Raw genomic sequence first — 18,395 nt, forward strand, 5'->3', positions numbered from 1 at the left:
GTTCACGTCACAGCCCCTTGTAGTCCTGGTCGGTCACCGGCCACCACGGCAGGACCCGGTAGGTGGTGGTGTCGCTCGCCTCCTCGGAGCTCCACGACGGAGGCGGCACGAGCTCGTAGCGGCCCGCGATCTGGATCTCCGTGATCCGCTCGCCCTTCCACTGGCGTCCGACCCGTTGCAGGACGACGCGCTTCAGATAGGCGGCGGCCACGGCTCCGCGCACGCCCTTGGGACGGTCGTTCGGCCCGAGCCAGGACTCGGAGTTGTCCCAGGCGGAGCGGAGCATGTTCTGGTGCACGTGGCTCGGGGCCGGGTGGCCCTGGATCTGTGCCACGTCCCGGGCCGTGAGGTTGATCCAGGGGGAGACGCGGCGGCCCCCGTCGCTCCCCGAGGTGCGCAGCCGGACGCCGATGGAGTCGTTGCGCTGCTTCGGGTTGGGGGCGAACAGTTTCCAGTCCTGGCCGAACTCCGGCTGCACGTAGGCGTTGACCGCGCCGCGGTGGCGGACCGTGAGCACGTTGGGCGGGGCCAGGGTCAGGAAGAGCATGACCGTGTGCGTCAGCACGGCACCGGCCAGCAGGACGGCGGTGCCGGCCAGCGCGGCGAGGGACGCGCGCGACCAGGTGTGGTCGGTGCCGCTGGTGCCGGCCGCGCTGCCCGCGCCGCCCGCGGTGTTCTCGCTGTCCTCGCCGGCCGTGCTCGGCGGGAGACGCGCGCCGTCCGCTTCTTCCGCCGGGGCGCCGGGCCGGGGCGGGGGAAGATACTGCGTCGCCGCCGGGACCGCTCGTGCCGTGCCTTCGGTCGCGGACTGCGTGGATGGTTCCATCGTGTTCCTTACGCCCGGCGGCCCGCGCGGTGGGAGAACCCTGCACCACACGGGCCGCACGCCCGGCGCCTCGTCGGAGACGATCGCCGGGCCTGTGACGGGATGTCCTACCGCTCAGTTGAGGGGGCAGTTGGCGACGCGGGTGCCCTGGTAGTTGATGTCCGGGTGGGCGTCGCTGAGCAGGTCGGCGACCTTGTTGGTGTCGTCACCGCCGTACCACTGCGGGTTGTCGACGACCTCGAACAGCGTCGGGTCTTCCGGAGCGCCCTGCATGACCCCCAGGTTGGACCGGGTGGCCGGCTCCCCGATCGCGTCCTCGAAGTTGTCGTCGGGGCTGTAGCCCGTCTCCACCCACGAGTCCAGGTGCTGGTCCTGGCGCCAGTAGCCGGGGGAGCACCACTCGGCGGGACGCGGGTTGGTGGTCTCACCGTTGGTACCGTTGGTTCCATTGGTCCCGTTGGTACCGTTCGTGCCATTGGTGCCGTTCGTGCCGTTCTGGCCGTTGGTCCCGTTGGATCCGCCGATCAGGCCGATGAGCCCCGTCGTCAGTCCGATGTCACCGAGGATCTTCGGATTGAAGATGGCCTTCTTGGTGCAGTAGTCGAACTTGCCCTTGCAGCTGTGGAAGAGGAGGTATTTGTCGCCCTTCCCCTTCTCGCTCTTGGCGCCCTTTCCGTATCCGGCATCGTGTGCCGCGGACGCCGCGCTGCCGTGGGTGTGGGCCGCCCAGGGCCGCTCCCAGCCCAGCGCCTGGGGGGCGGTGGTGGTGCCCAGCGAGACGGTGAGCACCGAGATGCCCACGAGCAAAGCTCGTTTGACCCGCATGACGCTCCTTTTCCGTTCCGGTGCGAGAACAATTTCCCGCACGTCCAGGCGGATTAGAGCAACGGAAAGGGATGGAAATCAATCAATGCGGCTGGTGGCGCGTCCATCAGGAAATAAAAATGCATCAAAGGGGCGGCTTTTCATCGCATTAACCGACCGGATTTCCGGGGGAGGGCGGGCTCCGGCCTACGGCGCGGAGCCGGAGCGGATCCGGCGGGCGCGAGGCCCGGGGGCGGGAGGCGGCCCTCCGGCGTCGTGTTTGACCTTCGTCACGCCCGGGGTATTCTCTCCGGCTCGATTGGCGTCGGCGTTGCCCCGTATGGCAGACTGTCCGAGTTGCTCGGTCGAGTGTTGATGCTGCGCGCCTCCCGCCGGGAGGACCGGAAGCGAGTCCCACAGTACTCGTCGCCCTAACTGCCACCACGGCAGCACTGGGGCGGACGTACGGGAATCTTCCGGGAAGTGTCGGCGCGGCACCGGCCAGGCACCCGGTGGGCCTTCCGCCCCCGGCTCGCGGTTCCGGCAGGGCCGTGTGCAATCCCGCAGGGATGTTCGAACAAGGGACATCTGTGTCAGCGGGAGCGCGACACGCCCGACCGCGTGGGTCGGAGGAACGAAGGCAGCAGAAGGAATCCACCGGGTTCCAGAGCGTAAGAGAGACAGGACTACTGAGTAGCCATGGCGGGACAGAAGATCCGCATCCGGCTCAAGGCCTACGACCACGAGGTCATCGACAGCTCGGCGAAGAAGATCGTCGAGACGGTGACGCGTACTGGTGCGTCGGTCGCGGGCCCGGTGCCGCTGCCCACTGAGAAGAACGTGTACTGCGTCATCAAGTCGCCGCACAAGTACAAGGACTCGCGCGAGCACTTCGAGATGCGCACGCACAAGCGCCTGATCGACATCCTCGACCCCACCCCCAAGACCGTTGACTCTCTGATGCGACTCGACCTCCCGGCCGGTGTCGACATCGAGATCAAGCTCTGAGGCCGGTGATCTGAGAGATGGCTAAGCAGATCAAGGGCATCCTGGGCGAGAAGCTCGGCATGACGCAGGTGTGGGACGCGAACAACCGCGTCGTCCCGGTCACCGTCGTCAAGGCCGGCCCCAACGTCGTCACCCAGGTCCGTACGAACGATGTCGACGGCTACGAGTCCGTCCAGATCGCTTTCGGCGAGATCGACCCGCGCAAGGTGAACAAGCCCCTCAAGGGCCACTTCGCCAAGGCCGACGTCACCCCCCGTCGCCACCTCGTCGAGATCCGCACCGCGGACGCCTCCGAGTACACGCTGGGCCAGGAGATCACCGCTGAGGTGTTCGAGGCCGGCGTGAAGGTCGACGTGACCGGCAAGAGCAAGGGCAAGGGCTTCGCCGGTGTCATGAAGCGCCACAACTTCCGTGGCCTCGGCGCCGGACACGGCACCCAGCGCAAGCACCGCTCCCCCGGTTCCATCGGTGGCTGCGCCACCCCGGGCCGTGTGTTCAAGGGCCTCCGCATGGCGGGTCGCATGGGCAACGAGCGGGTCACCACCCAGAACCTGACCGTCCACGCCGTTGACGCGGAGAAGGGTCTGCTGCTCATCAAGGGCGCGGTTCCCGGTCCGAACGGCGGCCTCGTCCTGGTCCGCACCGCGGCCAAGGGGGCCTGAGGTAATGAGCACTGTTGACATCCTTTCGCCGGCGGGCGACAAGGCCGGTTCCGTCGAGCTCCCCGCGGAGATCTTCGACGTCGAGAAGGTCAGCATCCCGCTGATCCACCAGGTCGTCGTCGCGCAGCTGGCCGCGGCCCGTCAGGGCACGCACAAGACCAAGACCCGTGGCGAGGTCCGCGGCGGTGGCAAGAAGCCGTACCGCCAGAAGGGCACCGGTCGCGCCCGTCAGGGTTCGACCCGCGCGCCGCAGTTCGCCGGTGGTGGCGTCGTGCACGGTCCCGTGCCGCGTGACTACTCGCAGCGGACCCCGAAGAAGATGAAGGCTGCCGCCCTGCGTCACGCCCTCACCGACCGGGCCCGCCACAACCGCATCCACGTCGTCTCCGGCGTCGTCGAGGGTGAGACCCCGTCGACGAAGGCCGCCAAGACGCTGTTCGGCAAGATCTCGGAGCGCAAGAACCTGCTCCTGGTCGTCGACCGCGCCGACGAGGCCGCGTGGCTGTCCGCCCGCAACCTGCCCCAGGTCCACATCCTGGAGCCGGGCCAGCTGAACACGTACGACGTTCTCGTCTCGGACGACGTGGTCTTCACCAAGGCCGCTTTCGAGTCCTTCGTGTCGGGCCCGAAGGCCAATGACACCGAAGGGAGCGAGGTCTGATGGCTATCCGTCACCCCGCAATCGCCTCCAAGGCGGCGAAGAAGGCCAAGGCCGCTCGCGTCGCCAAGGCGCGTCGCCACGCCGCCGAGGGCAAGAACACCGTCGAGACCCCGCTGAGCAAGTCCTTCACGGACCCCCGTGACGTGCTGCTCAAGCCGGTCGTCTCCGAGAAGAGCTACGCGCTCCTCGACGAGGGCAAGTACACGTTCATCGTCGACCCGAGCGCCAACAAGACCCAGATCAAGCAGGCCGTCCAGGCGGTCTTCTCGGTCAAGGTCACCGGGGTCAACACGATCAACCGCCAGGGCAAGCGCAAGCGGACCCGCACCGGCTTCGGCCAGCGTGCGTCCACCAAGCGCGCGATCGTGACCCTCGCCGAGGGCGACCGTATCGACATCTTCGGCGGTCCGACCGCCTGAGGGCGGTCCGGATCGTCCGATATCGGACGAGGACTGAGAAATGGGAATCCGCAAGTACAAGCCGACTACGCCGGGCCGTCGCGGCTCCAGCGTCGCCGACTTCGTCGAGGTCACGCGGTCCACGCCGGAGAAGTCGTTGGTCCGCCCCCTGCACAGCAAGGGTGGCCGTAACAACTCCGGTCGTGTGACCGTCCGCCACCAGGGTGGTGGCCACAAGCGCGCCTACCGCGTGATCGACTTCCGTCGTCACGACAAGGACGGCGTGCCGGCGAAGGTCGCGCACATCGAGTACGACCCCAACCGCACCGCGCGCATCGCGCTCCTGCACTACGCGGACGGCGAGAAGCGCTACATCCTCGCGCCGCGTGGCCTGAACCAGGGCGACCGCGTCGAGAACGGTCCCGGGGCCGACATCAAGCCGGGCAACAACCTCGCCCTGCGCAACATCCCGGTCGGTACCACGCTGCACGCCATCGAGCTGCGTCCGGGCGGCGGCGCGAAGTTCGCCCGCTCCGCCGGCGCCTCGGTGCAGCTGCTCGCGAAGGAGGGCCAGATGGCCCACCTGCGCATGCCGTCCGGTGAGATCCGCCTGGTCGACGTCCGCTGCCGCGCCACCGTCGGCGAGGTCGGCAACGCCGAGCAGAGCAACATCAACTGGGGCAAGGCGGGCCGCAAGCGGTGGCTGGGCGTCCGCCCGACCGTCCGTGGTGTGGTCATGAACCCGGTTGACCACCCGCACGGTGGTGGTGAGGGCCGGACCTCCGGTGGTCGCCACCCTGTGTCCCCGTGGGGCAAGAAGGAAGGCCGTACTCGTTCGCCCAAGAAGGCGTCGAACAAGTACATCGTCCGCCGCCGCAAGACGAACAAGAAGCGCTAAGGACGGGTTGAGATGCCTCGTAGCTTGAAGAAGGGGCCCTTCGTCGACGACCACCTGATCAAGAAGGTGGACGCCCAGAACGAAGCCGGCACCAAGAACGTCATCAAGACCTGGTCCCGCCGCTCGATGATCGTCCCGGCCATGCTCGGCCACACGATCGCGGTGCACAACGGCAAGACCCACATCCCGGTGTTTGTCACCGAGTCGATGGTCGGCCACAAGCTCGGCGAGTTCTCGCCGACCCGCACCTTCCGGGGCCACGTCAAGGAAGACCGGAAGTCGAAGCGCCGCTAGTCAGCGGGGTGCGAATGACCATGACAAACATCGAAGGGACAACCATGGAAGCCAGGGCCCAGGCGCGGTACATCCGCGTCACGCCCATGAAGGCCCGCCGTGTGGTGGACCTCATCCGTGGCCTGAACGCCACGGAGGCTCAGGCGGTCCTGCGTTTCGCCCCGCAGGCCGCGAGCGTGCCGGTCGGCAAGGTGCTGGACAGCGCCATCGCCAACGCCGCGCACAACTACGACCACACCGATGTCGACAGCCTCTACATCTCCGAGGCCTACGTCGACGAGGGCCCGACCCTGAAGCGGTTCCGTCCGCGCGCCCAGGGCCGTGCCTACCGGATCCGCAAGCGGACCAGCCACATCACCGTGGTCGTCAGCAGCAAGGAAGGAACCCGGTAATGGGCCAGAAGGTAAACCCGCACGGGTTCCGGCTCGGTGTCACGACCGACTTCAAGTCGCGTTGGTACGCCGACAAGCTGTACAAGGACTACGTCAAGGAAGACGTCGCCATCCGTCGGATGATGACGTCCGGCATGGAGCGCGCCGGCATCTCCAAGGTCGAGATCGAGCGCACCCGTGACCGCGTGCGTGTGGACATCCACACCGCTCGTCCGGGCATCGTCATCGGCCGCCGTGGCGCCGAGGCCGACCGCATCCGCGGTGACCTCGAGAAGCTCACGGGCAAGCAGGTCCAGCTGAACATCCTCGAGGTCAAGAACCCCGAGACGGACGCTCAGCTGGTTGCCCAGGCCGTCGCCGAGCAGCTCTCCTCCCGCGTCTCCTTCCGCCGCGCCATGCGTAAGAGCATGCAGTCGGCGATGAAGGCCGGCGCCAAGGGCATCAAGATCCAGTGCGGTGGCCGCCTCGGTGGCGCCGAGATGTCCCGCTCGGAGTTCTACCGCGAGGGCCGCGTGCCCCTGCACACGCTCCGCGCGAACGTGGACTACGGCTTCTTCGAGGCCAAGACGACCTTCGGCCGCATCGGCGTGAAGGTCTGGATCTACAAGGGCGACGTCAAGAACATCGCCGAGGTCCGCGCCGAGAACGCTGCCGCCCGTGCGGGTAACCGCCCGGCCCGCGGTGGCGCCGACCGCCCGGCCCGTGGTGGCCGCGGTGGCGAGCGGCGCGGTCGCAAGCCGCAGCAGGCCGCTGGTTCCGAGGCCCCCAAGGCCGAGGCTCCCGCGTCCGCCGCTCCGGCTGAGAGCACCGGAACGGAGGCCTGACCGACATGCTGATCCCCCGTAGGGTCAAGCACCGCAAGCAGCACCACCCCAAGCGCAACGGCATGTCCAAGGGTGGCACGCAGGTTGCGTTCGGCGAGTACGGCATCCAGGCGCTGACCCCGGCGTATGTGACGAACCGTCAGATCGAGGCCGCTCGTATCGCCATGACGCGTCACATCAAGCGTGGTGGCAAGGTCTGGATCAACATCTACCCGGACCGCCCCCTCACCAAGAAGCCGGCCGAGACCCGCATGGGTTCCGGTAAGGGTTCGCCGGAGTGGTGGGTGGCCAACGTCAAGCCCGGACGCGTGATGTTCGAGCTGTCGTACCCCAACGAGAAGATCGCGCGCGAGGCCCTGACCCGTGCGGCTCACAAGCTGCCGATGAAGTGCAAGATCGTCAAGCGCGAGGCAGGTGAAGCGTGATGTCGGCCGGTACCAAGGCGTCCGAGCTGCGCGAGCTGGGCAACGAGGAGCTCCTCAACAAGCTCCGCGAGGCCAAGGAAGAGCTGTTCAACCTCCGCTTCCAGGCGGCGACGGGTCAGCTCGAGAACCACGGTCGGCTCAAGGCCGTCCGCAAGGACATCGCGCGGATCTACACCCTGATGCGTGAGCGCGAGCTGGGCATCGAGACGGTGGAGAGCGCCTGATGAGCGAGAGCAACGTGACTGAAGAGACCAAGACGGACCGCGGTTTCCGCAAGACCCGTGAGGGTCTGGTCGTCAGCGACAAGATGGACAAGACCGTCGTCGTCGCCGTCGAGGACCGCGTCAAGCACGCGCTGTACGGCAAGGTCATCCGTCGTACGAACAAGCTCAAGGCCCACGACGAGCAGAACGCCGCGGGTGTCGGCGACCGCGTCCTCCTCATGGAGACCCGGCCGCTGTCCGCGACCAAGCGCTGGCGCGTCGTCGAGATCCTCGAGAAGGCCAAGTAATCCCTCCTAGGGGGACTCCCTAGGAATCGTTCCGCCAGGCTCGGGGAGAAGCGTGATTCCTTCACGCTTCTCCCCGGGAACCGGCAGACAACCAGGAGATAGACGTGATCCAGCAGGAGTCGCGACTGCGCGTCGCCGACAACACGGGTGCGAAGGAGATCCTCTGCATCCGTGTGCTCGGCGGCTCCGGTCGCCGCTACGCGGGTATCGGTGACGTCATCGTCGCCACCGTCAAGGACGCGATCCCCGGTGGCAACGTGAAGAAGGGTGACGTCGTCAAGGCGGTCATCGTTCGCACCGTCAAGGAGCGCCGCCGTCCGGACGGCTCGTACATCCGCTTCGACGAGAACGCCGCCGTCATTCTGAAGAACGACGGCGACCCTCGTGGCACCCGTATCTTCGGCCCGGTCGGCCGTGAGCTGCGCGAGAAGAAGTTCATGAAGATCATCTCCCTCGCGCCGGAGGTGCTGTGAGCATGAAGATCAAGAAGGGCGACCTGGTCCAGGTCATCACCGGTAAGGACAAGGGCAAGCAGGGCAAGGTCATCGCGGCCTTCCCCCGCGAGGACCGTGTCCTGGTCGAGGGTGTCAACCGGGTCAAGAAGCACACCAAGGCCGGTCCGACGGCTCGCGGTTCGCAGGCCGGCGGCATCGTCACCACCGAGGCGCCGATCCACGTCTCCAACGTCCAGCTGGTCGTGGAGAAGGACGGCAAGAAGGTCGTGACCCGCGTCGGTTACCGCTTCGACGACGAAGGCAACAAGATCCGCGTTGCCAAGCGGACGGGTGAGGACATCTGATGGCGACCACCACCACTCCGCGTCTGAAGCAGAAGTACCGTGAGGAGATCACGGGCAAGCTGCGTGACGAGTTCAAGTACGAGAACGTCATGCAGATCCCCGGTCTCGTCAAGATCGTGGTCAACATGGGTGTGGGCGACGCCGCCCGCGACTCCAAGCTGATCGAGGGCGCCATCCGCGACCTCACCACGATCACCGGTCAGAAGCCGGCCGTCACCAAGGCCCGCAAGTCCATCGCGCAGTTCAAGCTGCGTGAGGGCCAGCCGATCGGTGCCCACGTCACGCTCCGTGGCGACCGCATGTGGGAGTTCCTGGACCGCACCCTGTCGCTCGCGCTCCCGCGCATCCGCGACTTCCGCGGCCTGTCCCCCAAGCAGTTCGACGGCCGTGGCAACTACACCTTCGGTCTCACGGAGCAGGTCATGTTCCACGAGATCGACCAGGACAAGATCGACCGCGTCCGGGGTATGGACATCACCGTGGTCACCACGGCGACCAACGACGCTGAGGGCCGCGCGCTCCTCCGTCACCTCGGCTTCCCCTTCAAGGAGGCGTGAGCGAGATGGCGAAGAAGGCTCTGATCGCGAAGGCTGCCCGCAAGCCCAAGTTCGGCGTGCGTGCGTACACCCGTTGCCAGCGCTGCGGTCGTCCGCACTCCGTGTACCGCAAGTTCGGCCTGTGCCGCGTGTGCCTTCGTGAGATGGCTCACCGTGGCGAGCTGCCGGGCGTGACCAAGAGCTCCTGGTAATCCCCCCAATCAGGGATTCACAGGGCTCTCGGTAAGCATCTGGGGCGGCAGGACGTCCAGCCCACATGCCTTAGGCTTGTGGGGTTGGGCGTCTGCCGCCGCCCTTAAGACTTACTACGCCGTAGGTCCACCGCGCCGCACCCGTCCCGTCTCGGATCGGGGAGAGGGATGGCGCACCAGGAAACCCCGGCGAGAGAGGCCGAAGGCCAATTCATGACCATGACTGATCCGATCGCAGACATGCTGACGCGTCTGCGGAACGCGAACTCGGCGTACCACGACTCCGTGGCGATGCCGCACTCGAAGATCAAGTCGCACATCGCGGAGATCCTCCAGCAGGAGGGCTTCATCACGGGCTGGAAGGTCGAGGACGCCGAGGTCGGCAAGAACCTCGTCCTGGAGCTGAAGTTCGGCCCCAACCGTGAGCGCTCCATCGCGGGCATCAAGCGGATCTCCAAGCCCGGTCTCCGGGTGTACGCGAAGTCCACCAACCTGCCGAAGGTTCTGGGCGGCCTGGGCGTGGCCATCATCTCCACGTCCCACGGGCTCCTGACCGACAAGCAGGCGCAGAAGAAGGGCGTGGGTGGGGAAGTCCTCGCCTACGTCTGGTAATTCGGGAACGGAGGAGAGACACAATGTCGCGTATCGGCAAGCTCCCCATCCCGGTTCCCGCCGGCGTGGACGTCACCATCGACGGCCGTACGGTCTCGGTCAAGGGCCCCAAGGGCGAACTGACCCACACCGTTGTCGCGCCGATCGACATCGCTAAGGGCGAGGACGGCACCCTCCAGGTGCTGCGCCCGAACGACGAGCGGCAGAGCAAGGCCCTGCACGGCCTGTCCCGCACGCTGGTGGCGAACATGATCACCGGTGTGACCCAGGGATACGTCAAGAAGCTCGAGATCAGCGGTGTCGGTTACCGCGTCCAGGCCAAGGGCTCCAACCTGGAGTTCTCCCTGGGCTACAGCCACCCGATCCTGGTCGAGGCCCCCGAGGGCATCACCTTCAAGGTGGAGACCCCGACCCGTTTCTCGGTCGAGGGCATCGACAAGCAGAAGGTCGGCGAGGTTGCGGCCAACATCCGCAAGCTGCGCAAGCCCGACCCGTACAAGGCCAAGGGCGTCAAGTACGAGGGCGAAGTCATCCGCCGCAAGGTCGGAAAGGCGGGTAAGTAAGCCATGGCATACGGGCAGAAGATCCTGAAGGGCGACGCCTACAAGCGCGCCGCGATCAAGCGCCGTCACATCCGGATCCGCAAGCGGATCAACGGTACGGCGGAGCGTCCCCGTCTGGTCGTGACCCGCTCCAACCGCCACATCGTGGCGCAGGTGATCGACGACCTGAAGGGCCACACCCTGGCGTCGGCGTCCACCCTGGACAGCTCGATCCGCGGTGGCGAGGGCGACAAGTCCGCGCAGGCCAAGCAGGTCGGCGCCCTGGTCGCCGAGCGTGCCAAGGCCGCCGGTGTCGAGGCCGTCGTGTTCGACCGTGGTGGTAACCAGTACGCGGGGCGCATCGCCGCCCTGGCGGACGCCGCCCGCGAGGCCGGACTCAAGTTCTGAGTCCTGGTTCCGTAGCTAGCGGAGACAGAGAGAGGTAATTCCAATGGCTGGACCCCAGCGCCGCGGTGGCGGTGCCGGTGGCGGCGAGCGGCGGGACCGGAAGGGCCGTGACGGCGGCGCAGCTGCCGCCGAGAAGACCGCGTACGTTGAGCGCGTCGTCGCGATCAACCGCGTCGCCAAGGTTGTGAAGGGTGGTCGTCGCTTCAGCTTCACCGCGCTGGTCGTGGTGGGCGACGGTGACGGCACCGTGGGTGTCGGATACGGCAAGGCCAAGGAGGTGCCGGCCGCCATCGCCAAGGGCGTTGAGGAGGCCAAGAAGCACTTCTTCAAGGTCCCCCGCATCCAGGGCACCATCCCGCACCCCATCCAGGGTGAGAAGGCTGCCGGCGTCGTGCTGCTCAAGCCCGCGTCGCCCGGTACCGGTGTTATCGCCGGTGGTCCGGTGCGTGCCGTGCTCGAGTGCGCCGGTATCCACGACGTGCTGTCGAAGTCGCTCGGCTCCGACAACGCGATCAACATCGTGCACGCGACCGTGGAGGCCCTGAAGGGCCTGCAGCGTCCCGAGGAGATCGCGGCCCGCCGTGGTCTGCCGCTCGAGGACGTCGCCCCCGCGGCTCTGCTGCGCGCTCGTGCCGGGGCAGGTGTGTGATCATGGCGCAGCTCAAGATCACGCAGGTCAAGTCCTACATCGGCAGCAAGCAGAACCACCGTGACACCCTGCGTTCCCTTGGTCTCAAGGGGATCAACACGCAGGTCGTCAAGGAGGACCGCCCCGAGTTCCGCGGCATGGTGCACACCGTCCGCCACCTCGTGACGGTCGAGGAGGTCGACTGATCATGGCGGAGCAGAACCCGCTGAAGATCCACAACCTCCGTCCCGCCCCCGGCGCCAAGACCGCCAAGACCCGTGTCGGTCGTGGTGAGGCGTCGAAGGGTAAGACGGCCGGTCGTGGTACGAAGGGCACGAAGGCCCGTTACCAGGTTCCGGAGCGCTTCGAGGGTGGCCAGATGCCGCTCCACATGCGCCTCCCGAAGCTGAAGGGCTTCAAGAACCCGTTCAAGACCGAGTACCAGGTCGTGAACCTGGACAAGCTCGCCTCCCTCTACCCCGAGGGTGGGGAGGTCACGGTCGAGGACCTGGTCGCCAAGGGCGCCGTTCGCAAGAACAGCCTCGTCAAGGTGCTCGGCCAGGGCGAGGTCTCCGTGGCGCTGCAGGTGACGGTCGACGCCGTCTCCGGCTCCGCCAAGGAGAAGATCACCGCCGCCGGCGGTTCCGTCACCGAGCTCGTCTGAACCTCACAGGCGTCTCGATGACCTGAGCGGTCCCGACCGGGGATACCCCACAAATGGGGTATCCCCGGTTGGTCGTTCCTAGGGCGGCAGTCTCGCCGGTAAGGTGGCCTGCACTGCCCTCTTTTCACAGGGTGCTTCACTTCGGGCACTCTGAGCGGCAGTTGACCGTTACTTATTCGTCGAACCTCAAGACCGTCACCCTTGACGCAGTTGCGCGGGGGTCGCAGGAGGCACCGTGCTCACCGCGTTCGCCCGGGCGTTCAAGACGCCCGACCTGCGCAAGAAGCTGCTCTTCACGCTCGGCATCATCGTGGTCTACCGGGTCGGTACGCACATCCCGATCCCAGGCGTCGACTACCGGAACGTCCAGACCTGTATCGACGCGGCCCAGGCCAACCAGGGCCTGTTCGGGCTGGTCAACATGTTCAGTGGCGGCGCGCTGCTGCAGATCACGATCTTCGCGCTGGGCATCATGCCGTACATCACGGCGAGTATCATTCTGCAGCTGCTGACCGTGGTGATCCCGCGCCTGGAAGCCCTGAAGAAGGAGGGCCAGGCCGGCACGGCGAAGATCACGCAGTACACCCGCTACCTGACGATCGCTCTCGCCATCCTCCAGGGCACCGGCCTCGTCGCCACCGCCCGCAGCGGCGCCCTGTTCCAGGGCTGCCCGGTGGCCAGCCAGATCGTCCCCGACCAGTCGATCTTCGTCACCATCACCATGGTCATCACCATGACCGCCGGTACGGCCGCCGTGATGTGGCTCGGTGAGCTCATCACCGACCGCGGCATCGGCAACGGCATGTCGATCCTGATGTTCATCTCGATCGCCGCCACCTTCCCGTCCGCCCTGTGGGCCATCAAGGAGCAGGGCTCCCTGGCCGACGGCTGGATCGAGTTCGGCACGGTCGTCGCGGTCGGTCTCGTCGTGATCGGTCTCGTGGTCTTCGTCGAGCAGGCCCAGCGCCGCATTCCGGTCCAGTACGCGAAGCGCATGATCGGCCGCCGCTCCTACGGCGGTACGTCGACGTACATCCCGCTGAAGGTCAACCAGGCCGGCATCATCCCTGTGATCTTCGCCTCGTCGCTGCTCTACATCCCGGCGCTGATCGCGCAGTTCGCCGGCGGAAACTCCGGCTGGAAGGTGTGGATCGAGAAGAATCTCGCGCTGCCGGACGCCCCGGCACACATCGTCCTCTACTTCTTCCTGATCATTTTCTTCGCCTTCTTCTACGTGGCCATCTCGTTCAACCCCGAGGAAGTCGCGGACAACATGAAGAAGTATGGTGGCTTCATCCCGGGCATCCGGGCTGGCCGACCGACCGCTGAGTACCTTTCGTACGTGCTCAACCGGATCACCTGGCCGGGTTCGCTGTACTTGGGGCTGATCGCTCTCGTGCCAACGATGGCGTTGGCTGGTTTCGGGGCAAACCAGAACTTCCCGTTCGGCGGGACCAGCATCCTGATCATCGTGGGTGTCGGCCTCGAGACGGTGAAGCAGATCGAGAGCCAGCTCCAGCAGCGCAATTACGAAGGGTTCCTCCGCTGATGCGAATCGTCCTCGTCGGGCCGCCGGGCGCCGGGAAGGGAACGCAGGCCGCGTTCCTGGCCACAAACCTGTCGATCCCGCACATCTCCACGGGCGACCTGTTCCGGGCCAACATCAGCCAGCAGACGGAACTCGGCAAACTGGCGAAGTCCTACATGGACGCGGGCAACCTCGTGCCCGACGAGGTCACCATCGCCATGGCGAAGGACCGCATGGAGCAGCCGGACGCCGAGAACGGTTTCCTGCTGGACGGCTTCCCCCGCAACGTCTCCCAGGCCGAGGCGCTGGACGAGCTGCTCGAGACCGAGAGCATGCAGCTCGACGCCGTGCTCGACCTGGAGGTCCCCGAGGACGAGGTGGTCAAGCGGATCGCCGGCCGCCGCATCTGCCGCAACGACTCGTCGCACGTCTTCCACGTGACGTACAAGCAGCCGGCCAAGGACGGCGTCTGCGACGTCTGCGGCGGCGAGCTCTACCAGCGGGACGACGACTCCGAGGAGACGGTCCGGACGCGGCTGGAGGTCTACCACACCCAGACCGAGCCGATCATCGACTACTACAAGGCGCAGGGCCTGGTGGTCACGATCTCGGCGCTCGGCAAGGTGGAGGACGTCACGACGCGCGCCATGGAGGCGCTCAAGCGTGGCGAGGGCGACAAGTAGTCGTTCGTACGCAGCTACGGCCGCGGTCCCCTCGGGGGCCGCGGCTGCTGTGCGGGCGGGGCCCCTCGTGCGGCCCCGTATCGTTGAAGGCGTCCGTACTCGCTGAAGGTCCAGAAAGGCCGTAGCCCCCATGGTGCAGATCAAGAGCCCCGAGCAGATCGCCAAGATGCGTGAGGCGGGGCTGGTCGTCGCCGCCATCCACGCGGCGACCCGCGAGGCCGCCGTCCCCGGGGCCACGACGAAGGATCTGGACCAGGTCGCCCGCAAGGTGCTCGCCGAGCACAACGCCAAGCCGAACTTCCTCGGCTACGGCGGCTTCCCGGCGACCATCTGCACGTCCGTGAACGAGGTCGTCGTCCACGGCATCCCCTCCGACGACGTCGTCCTCAAGGACGGGGACGTCATCTCCATCGACTGCGGCGCGATCATCGACGGCTGGCACGGCGACGCGGCCTTCACCGCCTTCGTCGGCTCCGGTCACGCCCCGGAGCTGATCGAGCTCTCCCGGGTGACCGAGGAGTCGATGTGGGCCGGCATCGCGGCCATGAAGCAGGGCAACCGCCTGGTCGACGTCTCCCGGGCGATCGAGACGTACATCCGCCGCCAGCCCAAGCCGGGCGGCGGCAAGTACGGGATCATCGAGGACTACGGCGGGCACGGCATCGGCACCGAGATGCACATGGACCCGCACCTGCTGAACTACGTCGACCGGCGGCGGGGCAAGGGGCCGAAGCTGGTGCCCGGGTTCTGCCTCGCGATCGAGCCGATGGTCTCGCTCGGGACGCCGAAGACGGAGGTCCTCCAGGACGACTGGACGGTCGTCACGACGGACGGTACGTGGTCGTCGCACTGGGAGCACTCGGTTGCGCTGACCGAGGCGGGGCCGCTGGTGCTGACGGCTCCCGACGGGGGGAAGGCGAAGCTCGCCGAGCTGGGGGTCGTCGCGGCTCCCGATCCGCTGGGCTGAGCGCCGCCGCCCTTTGAGGTGGGCGGTCCGGTCGTCCCGGCGGCTGCGGGTTCGTCGTGGTCGTTCGCGCAGTTCCCCGCGCCCCTGAAGGGGCGCTTAAAGATCTGCCCGCAGGGGCAGACTCTCTCGATTCGTGTTTCCGGGGGCCCTGACGTAGACTGACTCGTCGGCTCTTGTGCATCCGCATGTCTGCATGCGCTCGCACTGAGTCGATCAAGGTAGTCGATTCGAAGGGCGAAGCGTGGCCAAGAAGCAAGGTGCCATCGAGATCGAGGGCACTGTCGTCGAGTCTCTGCCGAACGCCATGTTCAAGGTCGAGCTCCAGAACGGCCACCAGGTCCTGGCACACATCAGCGGCAAGATGCGTATGCACTACATCCGCATCCTCCCTGACGACCGGGTCGTGGTGGAGCTGTCTCCGTACGACCTGACGCGTGGCCGGATCGTCTACCGCTACAAGTAGATCTTGCCTGTGCCCCGGCCTGCCGGGGTGGTGGCACTGACCCGGAGAACCTCACACCCATGAAGGTCAAGCCGAGCGTCAAGAAGATCTGCGACAAGTGCAGGGTGATCCGCCGTCACGGCCGGGTCATGATCATCTGCGAGAACCCGCGCCACAAGCAGCGCCAGGGCTGACGCACGATCGATCGCTCCCTCTGCACCGACTTCGCAGAGATTCGCGCGACGCGAGCTGAATATGTTCATACGCAGGGCCCAGGCGGACGGCTGTTCGTCTGACACCCCCGGTTCGGAGGCCGGGGACCCAGTTCGTACCTGGTACGGCGGCTGGGAGTCGGTCCTGTGGAAGACCTCCGACAAGCAACTGGAGCCATTGAATGGCACGCGTTTCCGGTGTTGACATCCCGCGCGACAAGCGCGTGGAGATCGCCCTCACCTACGTGTTCGGCATCGGCCGGACCCTCTCGCAGCAGACGCTGGCCGCGACCGGCGTCGACCCGAACACCCGCGTTCGCGACCTCTCCGAGGAGCAGCTCGTCGCGATTCGCGAGTACGTCGACAACAACATCAAGACCGAGGGTGACCTCCGTCGCGAGATCCAGGCCGACATCCGCCGCAAGGTGGAGATCGGTACCTACCAGGGTCTGCGCCACCGTCGTGGTCTGCCCGTCCGCGGTCAGCGCACCAGCACCAACGCGCGTACCCGCAAGGGCCCGCGTCGCGCCATCGCCGGCAAGAAGAAGCCGGGCAAGAAGTAGTCCTCAGCGGACGCTCGTCAGCGGTCTTCGCTGCAGGACCGACCACCTCCCGTAGGAGTTATAGATGCCCCCCAAGGGACGTCAGGGCGCTGCCAAGAAGGTGCGCCGCAAGGAAAAGAAGAACGTCGCTCACGGCCACGCGCACATCAAGAGCACGTTCAACAACACGATCGTCTCGATCACGGACCCGTCCGGCAACGTGATCTCCTGGGCCTCCGCCGGCCACGTCGGCTTCAAGGGCTCCCGGAAGTCCACGCCGTTCGCCGCGCAGATGGCCGCCGAGTCGGCTGCCCGCCGCGCCCAGGAGCACGGCATGCGCAAGGTCGACGTGTTCGTGAAGGGCCCGGGTTCCGGTCGTGAGACCGCGATCCGTTCCCTGCAGGCCACGGGCCTCGAGGTCGGCTCCATCCAGGACGTCACCCCGACCCCGCACAACGGCTGCCGTCCGCCGAAGCGTCGTCGCGTCTGACGCATCGGCTTCGCTGGTCGGCATCCTGCTGGGGGTGCGGGGGTCGCCCCCCGCAATGTCGCAGCACGGTTGCCGTCCGCCGAAGCGTCGTCGCGTCTGACGCGGCGCCTTCGGGCTCACGGTTTTCGGGCGGTACGGCTCCTTCGGGCCGTATCGCCCGTACCCTTGCAGTACCCGTCCCTTTCTGTCGGGGACGGTTCAAGTCGGGCGTCAAATAGCGGGCGCCCCCGACTGAAGGATCTGATCCACACATGCTGATCGCTCAGCGTCCCTCGTTGACCGAAGAGGTCGTCGACGAGTTCCGCTCCCGGTTCGTGATCGAGCCGCTGGAGCCGGGCTTCGGTTACACCCTCGGCAACTCCCTCCGCCGGACCCTGCTGTCCTCCATCCCCGGTGCGGCTGTCACCAGCATCCGCATCGACGGTGTCCTGCACGAGTTCACCACCGTGCCGGGCGTCAAGGAGGACGTCACCGACCTGATCCTCAACATCAAGCAGCTGGTCGTCTCCTCGGAGCACGACGAGCCGGTCGTGATGTACCTGCGCAAGCAGGGCCCGGGTCTGGTCACCGCCGCCGACATCGCGCCCCCGGCCGGTGTCGAGGTGCACAACCCCGACCTCGTCCTCGCCACGCTCAACGGCAAGGGCAAGCTGGAGATGGAGCTGACGGTCGAGCGCGGCCGCGGTTACGTCTCCGCCGTGCAGAACAAGCAGGTCGGCCAGGAGATCGGCCGGATCCCGGTCGACTCGATCTACTCGCCGGTGCTCAAGGTCACGTACAAGGTCGAGGCCACGCGTGTCGAGCAGCGGACCGACTTCGACAAGCTGATCGTCGACGTCGAGACCAAGCAGGCGATGCGTCCGCGTGACGCCATGGCCTCCGCCGGCAAGACCCTGGTCGAGCTGTTCGGTCTCGCCCGCGAGCTGAACATCGACGCCGAGGGCATCGACATGGGCCCGTCCCCGACGGACGCCGCCCTGGCCGCCGACCTGGCGCTGCCGATCGAGGAGCTGGAGCTCACGGTCCGCTCCTACAACTGCCTCAAGCGCGAGGGCATCCACTCCGTGGGTGAGCTCGTGGCGCGTTCCGAGGCGGACCTGCTCGACATCCGCAACTTCGGTGCGAAGTCGATCGACGAGGTCAAGGCGAAGCTGGCGGGTATGGGCCTGGCGCTGAAGGACTCGCCTCCCGGGTTCGACCCGACCGCCGCCGCGGACGCGTTCGGTGCCGATGACGATGCTGACGCCGGTTTCGTGGAGACCGAGCAGTACTGATTCGGCTGCCGGTCCGTTGTGGCTGGTCGCGCAGTTCCCCGCGCCCCTGTCGGGGCGCCGTGGGAGGCGGCCCGGCTCGACGACGACACCCGGCATGCGGTGTTCCTCTCGGAGGGCCTCGGCCACGCCTTCATGGCCCTGACCGACGACGCG

The 18,395-nt window shown here is 66.8% G+C and carries 31 protein-coding genes and 1 pseudogene; 30 read left to right on the forward strand and 2 right to left on the reverse strand.

Features of this window, described 5'->3' with window-relative positions:
• Positions 1–7 precede the first annotated feature (7 nt).
• Both ABZ948_RS26640 and ABZ948_RS26645 read right to left on the reverse strand, forming a co-directional pair.
• The gene (locus ABZ948_RS26640) at positions 8–826 is read right to left on the reverse strand and encodes a DUF5819 family protein (protein WP_359763573.1); all 819 of its coding nucleotides are present in this window, start codon (positions 824–826) and stop codon (positions 8–10) included.
• 114 nt (positions 827–940) lie between these two features.
• Positions 941–1,651 (reverse strand): hypothetical protein, encoded by a 711-nt coding sequence (locus tag ABZ948_RS26645; protein ID WP_359763574.1) that lies wholly within the window; start codon positions 1,649–1,651, stop codon positions 941–943.
• A gap of 678 nt (positions 1,652–2,329) precedes the next feature.
• On the opposite strand from ABZ948_RS26645, the gene rpsJ reads away from it, so the two are divergent.
• The 30 genes and pseudogenes from rpsJ to ABZ948_RS26795 form a co-directional block, all read left to right on the forward strand.
• Positions 2,330–2,638, forward strand: coding sequence for a 30S ribosomal protein S10 (rpsJ, locus tag ABZ948_RS26650; protein WP_003948644.1), 309 nt, complete (start codon positions 2,330–2,332; stop codon positions 2,636–2,638).
• Positions 2,639–2,655: 17 nt separating this feature from the next.
• On the forward strand, positions 2,656–3,300 hold the full coding sequence (gene rplC, locus ABZ948_RS26655; RefSeq protein ID WP_010036739.1) for a 50S ribosomal protein L3: 645 nt from the start codon (positions 2,656–2,658) through the stop codon (positions 3,298–3,300).
• Between the two features lie 4 nt (positions 3,301–3,304).
• Positions 3,305–3,961 carry a 50S ribosomal protein L4 gene (gene rplD, locus ABZ948_RS26660; RefSeq protein WP_031118792.1) on the forward strand — a complete coding sequence of 219 codons (657 nt, stop codon included), beginning with the start codon at positions 3,305–3,307 and terminating at the stop codon, positions 3,959–3,961.
• On the forward strand, positions 3,961–4,380 hold the full coding sequence (rplW, locus tag ABZ948_RS26665) for a 50S ribosomal protein L23 (protein ID WP_010036733.1): 420 nt from the start codon (positions 3,961–3,963) through the stop codon (positions 4,378–4,380). The genes rplD and rplW overlap by 1 nt, the downstream gene beginning before the upstream one ends.
• 40 nt (positions 4,381–4,420) lie before the next feature.
• Positions 4,421–5,257: a 50S ribosomal protein L2 gene (gene rplB, locus ABZ948_RS26670; protein WP_142193687.1), complete on the forward strand. Its 837-nt coding sequence runs from the start codon at positions 4,421–4,423 to the stop codon at positions 5,255–5,257.
• 12 nt (positions 5,258–5,269) lie between these two features.
• Positions 5,270–5,551, forward strand: coding sequence for a 30S ribosomal protein S19 (rpsS, locus tag ABZ948_RS26675; protein WP_004984529.1), 282 nt, complete (start codon positions 5,270–5,272; stop codon positions 5,549–5,551).
• A 44-nt stretch (positions 5,552–5,595) separates the two neighbouring features.
• Positions 5,596–5,943 (forward strand): 50S ribosomal protein L22, encoded by a 348-nt coding sequence (gene rplV / locus ABZ948_RS26680; RefSeq protein ID WP_010036727.1) that lies wholly within the window; start codon positions 5,596–5,598, stop codon positions 5,941–5,943.
• On the forward strand, positions 5,943–6,767 hold the full coding sequence (gene rpsC, locus ABZ948_RS26685; protein ID WP_030233882.1) for a 30S ribosomal protein S3: 825 nt from the start codon (positions 5,943–5,945) through the stop codon (positions 6,765–6,767). The genes rplV and rpsC overlap by 1 nt, the downstream gene beginning before the upstream one ends.
• 5 nt (positions 6,768–6,772) lie before the next feature.
• Positions 6,773–7,192, forward strand: a complete 420-nt coding sequence (gene rplP, locus ABZ948_RS26690) for a 50S ribosomal protein L16 (RefSeq protein ID WP_004984526.1) — start codon at positions 6,773–6,775, stop codon at positions 7,190–7,192.
• Complete coding sequence (gene rpmC / locus ABZ948_RS26695; RefSeq protein WP_010036720.1) at positions 7,192–7,416, forward strand: 50S ribosomal protein L29; 225 nt, start codon at positions 7,192–7,194, stop codon at positions 7,414–7,416. Before rplP ends, rpmC begins: the two co-directional genes overlap by 1 nt.
• Positions 7,416–7,703 (forward strand): 30S ribosomal protein S17, encoded by a 288-nt coding sequence (gene rpsQ / locus ABZ948_RS26700; RefSeq protein ID WP_010036717.1) that lies wholly within the window; start codon positions 7,416–7,418, stop codon positions 7,701–7,703. Before rpmC ends, rpsQ begins: the two co-directional genes overlap by 1 nt.
• A 104-nt stretch (positions 7,704–7,807) precedes the next feature.
• Positions 7,808–8,176, forward strand: coding sequence for a 50S ribosomal protein L14 (rplN, locus tag ABZ948_RS26705; protein WP_003998823.1), 369 nt, complete (start codon positions 7,808–7,810; stop codon positions 8,174–8,176).
• Positions 8,177–8,178: 2 nt separating this feature from the next.
• The gene (gene rplX / locus ABZ948_RS26710; protein ID WP_010036713.1) at positions 8,179–8,502 is read left to right on the forward strand and encodes a 50S ribosomal protein L24; all 324 of its coding nucleotides are present in this window, start codon (positions 8,179–8,181) and stop codon (positions 8,500–8,502) included.
• Positions 8,502–9,059 carry a 50S ribosomal protein L5 gene (rplE, locus tag ABZ948_RS26715; RefSeq protein ID WP_031118789.1) on the forward strand — a complete coding sequence of 186 codons (558 nt, stop codon included), beginning with the start codon at positions 8,502–8,504 and terminating at the stop codon, positions 9,057–9,059. The genes rplX and rplE overlap by 1 nt, the downstream gene beginning before the upstream one ends.
• 5 nt (positions 9,060–9,064) lie before the next feature.
• The gene (locus tag ABZ948_RS26720; protein ID WP_003956452.1) at positions 9,065–9,250 is read left to right on the forward strand and encodes a type Z 30S ribosomal protein S14; all 186 of its coding nucleotides are present in this window, start codon (positions 9,065–9,067) and stop codon (positions 9,248–9,250) included.
• A 213-nt stretch (positions 9,251–9,463) separates the two neighbouring features.
• Entirely contained in the window at positions 9,464–9,862 is a 399-nt protein-coding gene (rpsH, locus tag ABZ948_RS26725) for a 30S ribosomal protein S8 (protein WP_003992367.1), read from the forward strand.
• Between the two features lie 23 nt (positions 9,863–9,885).
• Complete coding sequence (gene rplF / locus ABZ948_RS26730; protein ID WP_031118788.1) at positions 9,886–10,425, forward strand: 50S ribosomal protein L6; 540 nt, start codon at positions 9,886–9,888, stop codon at positions 10,423–10,425.
• 3 nt (positions 10,426–10,428) lie between these two features.
• Positions 10,429–10,812 carry a 50S ribosomal protein L18 gene (rplR, locus tag ABZ948_RS26735; protein ID WP_010036704.1) on the forward strand — a complete coding sequence of 128 codons (384 nt, stop codon included), beginning with the start codon at positions 10,429–10,431 and terminating at the stop codon, positions 10,810–10,812.
• 43 nt (positions 10,813–10,855) lie between these two features.
• Positions 10,856–11,461 carry a 30S ribosomal protein S5 gene (gene rpsE, locus ABZ948_RS26740; protein WP_004984517.1) on the forward strand — a complete coding sequence of 202 codons (606 nt, stop codon included), beginning with the start codon at positions 10,856–10,858 and terminating at the stop codon, positions 11,459–11,461.
• 2 nt (positions 11,462–11,463) lie between these two features.
• A complete protein-coding gene (rpmD, locus tag ABZ948_RS26745; RefSeq protein WP_003974250.1) occupies positions 11,464–11,646 on the forward strand; it encodes a 50S ribosomal protein L30 in 183 nt (60 codons plus the stop codon).
• A gap of 2 nt (positions 11,647–11,648) precedes the next feature.
• Positions 11,649–12,104, forward strand: coding sequence for a 50S ribosomal protein L15 (rplO, locus tag ABZ948_RS26750; protein WP_359763583.1), 456 nt, complete (start codon positions 11,649–11,651; stop codon positions 12,102–12,104).
• A 235-nt stretch (positions 12,105–12,339) separates the two neighbouring features.
• A complete protein-coding gene (secY, locus tag ABZ948_RS26755; protein ID WP_359763585.1) occupies positions 12,340–13,653 on the forward strand; it encodes a preprotein translocase subunit SecY in 1,314 nt (437 codons plus the stop codon).
• Complete coding sequence (locus ABZ948_RS26760; protein WP_359763587.1) at positions 13,653–14,315, forward strand: adenylate kinase; 663 nt, start codon at positions 13,653–13,655, stop codon at positions 14,313–14,315. Before secY ends, ABZ948_RS26760 begins: the two co-directional genes overlap by 1 nt.
• Before the next feature lie 130 nt (positions 14,316–14,445).
• Positions 14,446–15,282, forward strand: coding sequence for a type I methionyl aminopeptidase (gene map / locus ABZ948_RS26765; RefSeq protein WP_359763588.1), 837 nt, complete (start codon positions 14,446–14,448; stop codon positions 15,280–15,282).
• A 241-nt stretch (positions 15,283–15,523) separates the two neighbouring features.
• Positions 15,524–15,745 (forward strand): translation initiation factor IF-1, encoded by a 222-nt coding sequence (infA, locus tag ABZ948_RS26770; protein ID WP_003948620.1) that lies wholly within the window; start codon positions 15,524–15,526, stop codon positions 15,743–15,745.
• Between the two features lie 59 nt (positions 15,746–15,804).
• Entirely contained in the window at positions 15,805–15,918 is a 114-nt protein-coding gene (gene rpmJ, locus ABZ948_RS26775) for a 50S ribosomal protein L36 (RefSeq protein ID WP_004984509.1), read from the forward strand.
• Positions 15,919–16,118: 200 nt separating this feature from the next.
• Entirely contained in the window at positions 16,119–16,499 is a 381-nt protein-coding gene (gene rpsM, locus ABZ948_RS26780) for a 30S ribosomal protein S13 (protein ID WP_010036675.1), read from the forward strand.
• A 64-nt stretch (positions 16,500–16,563) separates the two neighbouring features.
• Positions 16,564–16,968 carry a 30S ribosomal protein S11 gene (rpsK, locus tag ABZ948_RS26785; RefSeq protein ID WP_003956432.1) on the forward strand — a complete coding sequence of 135 codons (405 nt, stop codon included), beginning with the start codon at positions 16,564–16,566 and terminating at the stop codon, positions 16,966–16,968.
• A gap of 251 nt (positions 16,969–17,219) precedes the next feature.
• Positions 17,220–18,242: a DNA-directed RNA polymerase subunit alpha gene (locus ABZ948_RS26790; protein WP_003966937.1), complete on the forward strand. Its 1,023-nt coding sequence runs from the start codon at positions 17,220–17,222 to the stop codon at positions 18,240–18,242.
• Positions 18,243–18,296: 54 nt separating this feature from the next.
• Positions 18,297–18,395 (forward strand): annotated as a pseudogene (locus tag ABZ948_RS26795) (dTDP-4-dehydrorhamnose 3,5-epimerase); the annotation flags it as partial.

The sequence above is a fragment of the Streptomyces olindensis genome (assembly GCF_040645895.1).
In the GTDB taxonomy this organism is placed as follows: Bacteria; Actinomycetota; Actinomycetes; order Streptomycetales; family Streptomycetaceae; genus Streptomyces; species Streptomyces olindensis.

Excerpts from the sequence above, each read along its gene's own strand:
- ABZ948_RS26640 (WP_359763573.1), bottom strand. The coding sequence starts at position 826 with ATGGAACCATCCACGCAGTCCGCGACCGAAGGCACGGCACGAGCGGTC.
- ABZ948_RS26645 (WP_359763574.1), bottom strand. The coding sequence starts at position 1,651 with ATGCGGGTCAAACGAGCTTTGCTCGTGGGCATCTCGGTGCTCACCGTC.
- rpsJ (WP_003948644.1), top strand. The coding sequence starts at position 2,330 with ATGGCGGGACAGAAGATCCGCATCCGGCTCAAGGCCTACGACCACGAG.
- rplC (WP_010036739.1), top strand. The coding sequence starts at position 2,656 with ATGGCTAAGCAGATCAAGGGCATCCTGGGCGAGAAGCTCGGCATGACG.
- rplD (WP_031118792.1), top strand. The coding sequence starts at position 3,305 with ATGAGCACTGTTGACATCCTTTCGCCGGCGGGCGACAAGGCCGGTTCC.
- rplW (WP_010036733.1), top strand. The coding sequence starts at position 3,961 with ATGGCTATCCGTCACCCCGCAATCGCCTCCAAGGCGGCGAAGAAGGCC.
- rplB (WP_142193687.1), top strand. The coding sequence starts at position 4,421 with ATGGGAATCCGCAAGTACAAGCCGACTACGCCGGGCCGTCGCGGCTCC.
- rpsS (WP_004984529.1), top strand. The coding sequence starts at position 5,270 with ATGCCTCGTAGCTTGAAGAAGGGGCCCTTCGTCGACGACCACCTGATC.
- rplV (WP_010036727.1), top strand. The coding sequence starts at position 5,596 with ATGGAAGCCAGGGCCCAGGCGCGGTACATCCGCGTCACGCCCATGAAG.
- rpsC (WP_030233882.1), top strand. The coding sequence starts at position 5,943 with ATGGGCCAGAAGGTAAACCCGCACGGGTTCCGGCTCGGTGTCACGACC.
- rplP (WP_004984526.1), top strand. The coding sequence starts at position 6,773 with ATGCTGATCCCCCGTAGGGTCAAGCACCGCAAGCAGCACCACCCCAAG.
- rpmC (WP_010036720.1), top strand. The coding sequence starts at position 7,192 with ATGTCGGCCGGTACCAAGGCGTCCGAGCTGCGCGAGCTGGGCAACGAG.
- rpsQ (WP_010036717.1), top strand. The coding sequence starts at position 7,416 with ATGAGCGAGAGCAACGTGACTGAAGAGACCAAGACGGACCGCGGTTTC.
- rplX (WP_010036713.1), top strand. The coding sequence starts at position 8,179 with ATGAAGATCAAGAAGGGCGACCTGGTCCAGGTCATCACCGGTAAGGAC.
- rplE (WP_031118789.1), top strand. The coding sequence starts at position 8,502 with ATGGCGACCACCACCACTCCGCGTCTGAAGCAGAAGTACCGTGAGGAG.
- ABZ948_RS26720 (WP_003956452.1), top strand. The coding sequence starts at position 9,065 with ATGGCGAAGAAGGCTCTGATCGCGAAGGCTGCCCGCAAGCCCAAGTTC.
- rpsH (WP_003992367.1), top strand. The coding sequence starts at position 9,464 with ATGACCATGACTGATCCGATCGCAGACATGCTGACGCGTCTGCGGAAC.
- rplF (WP_031118788.1), top strand. The coding sequence starts at position 9,886 with ATGTCGCGTATCGGCAAGCTCCCCATCCCGGTTCCCGCCGGCGTGGAC.
- rplR (WP_010036704.1), top strand. The coding sequence starts at position 10,429 with ATGGCATACGGGCAGAAGATCCTGAAGGGCGACGCCTACAAGCGCGCC.
- rpsE (WP_004984517.1), top strand. The coding sequence starts at position 10,856 with ATGGCTGGACCCCAGCGCCGCGGTGGCGGTGCCGGTGGCGGCGAGCGG.
- rpmD (WP_003974250.1), top strand. The coding sequence starts at position 11,464 with ATGGCGCAGCTCAAGATCACGCAGGTCAAGTCCTACATCGGCAGCAAG.
- rplO (WP_359763583.1), top strand. The coding sequence starts at position 11,649 with ATGGCGGAGCAGAACCCGCTGAAGATCCACAACCTCCGTCCCGCCCCC.
- ABZ948_RS26760 (WP_359763587.1), top strand. The coding sequence starts at position 13,653 with ATGCGAATCGTCCTCGTCGGGCCGCCGGGCGCCGGGAAGGGAACGCAG.
- map (WP_359763588.1), top strand. The coding sequence starts at position 14,446 with ATGGTGCAGATCAAGAGCCCCGAGCAGATCGCCAAGATGCGTGAGGCG.
- rpmJ (WP_004984509.1), top strand. The coding sequence starts at position 15,805 with ATGAAGGTCAAGCCGAGCGTCAAGAAGATCTGCGACAAGTGCAGGGTG.
- rpsM (WP_010036675.1), top strand. The coding sequence starts at position 16,119 with ATGGCACGCGTTTCCGGTGTTGACATCCCGCGCGACAAGCGCGTGGAG.
- rpsK (WP_003956432.1), top strand. The coding sequence starts at position 16,564 with ATGCCCCCCAAGGGACGTCAGGGCGCTGCCAAGAAGGTGCGCCGCAAG.
- ABZ948_RS26790 (WP_003966937.1), top strand. The coding sequence starts at position 17,220 with ATGCTGATCGCTCAGCGTCCCTCGTTGACCGAAGAGGTCGTCGACGAG.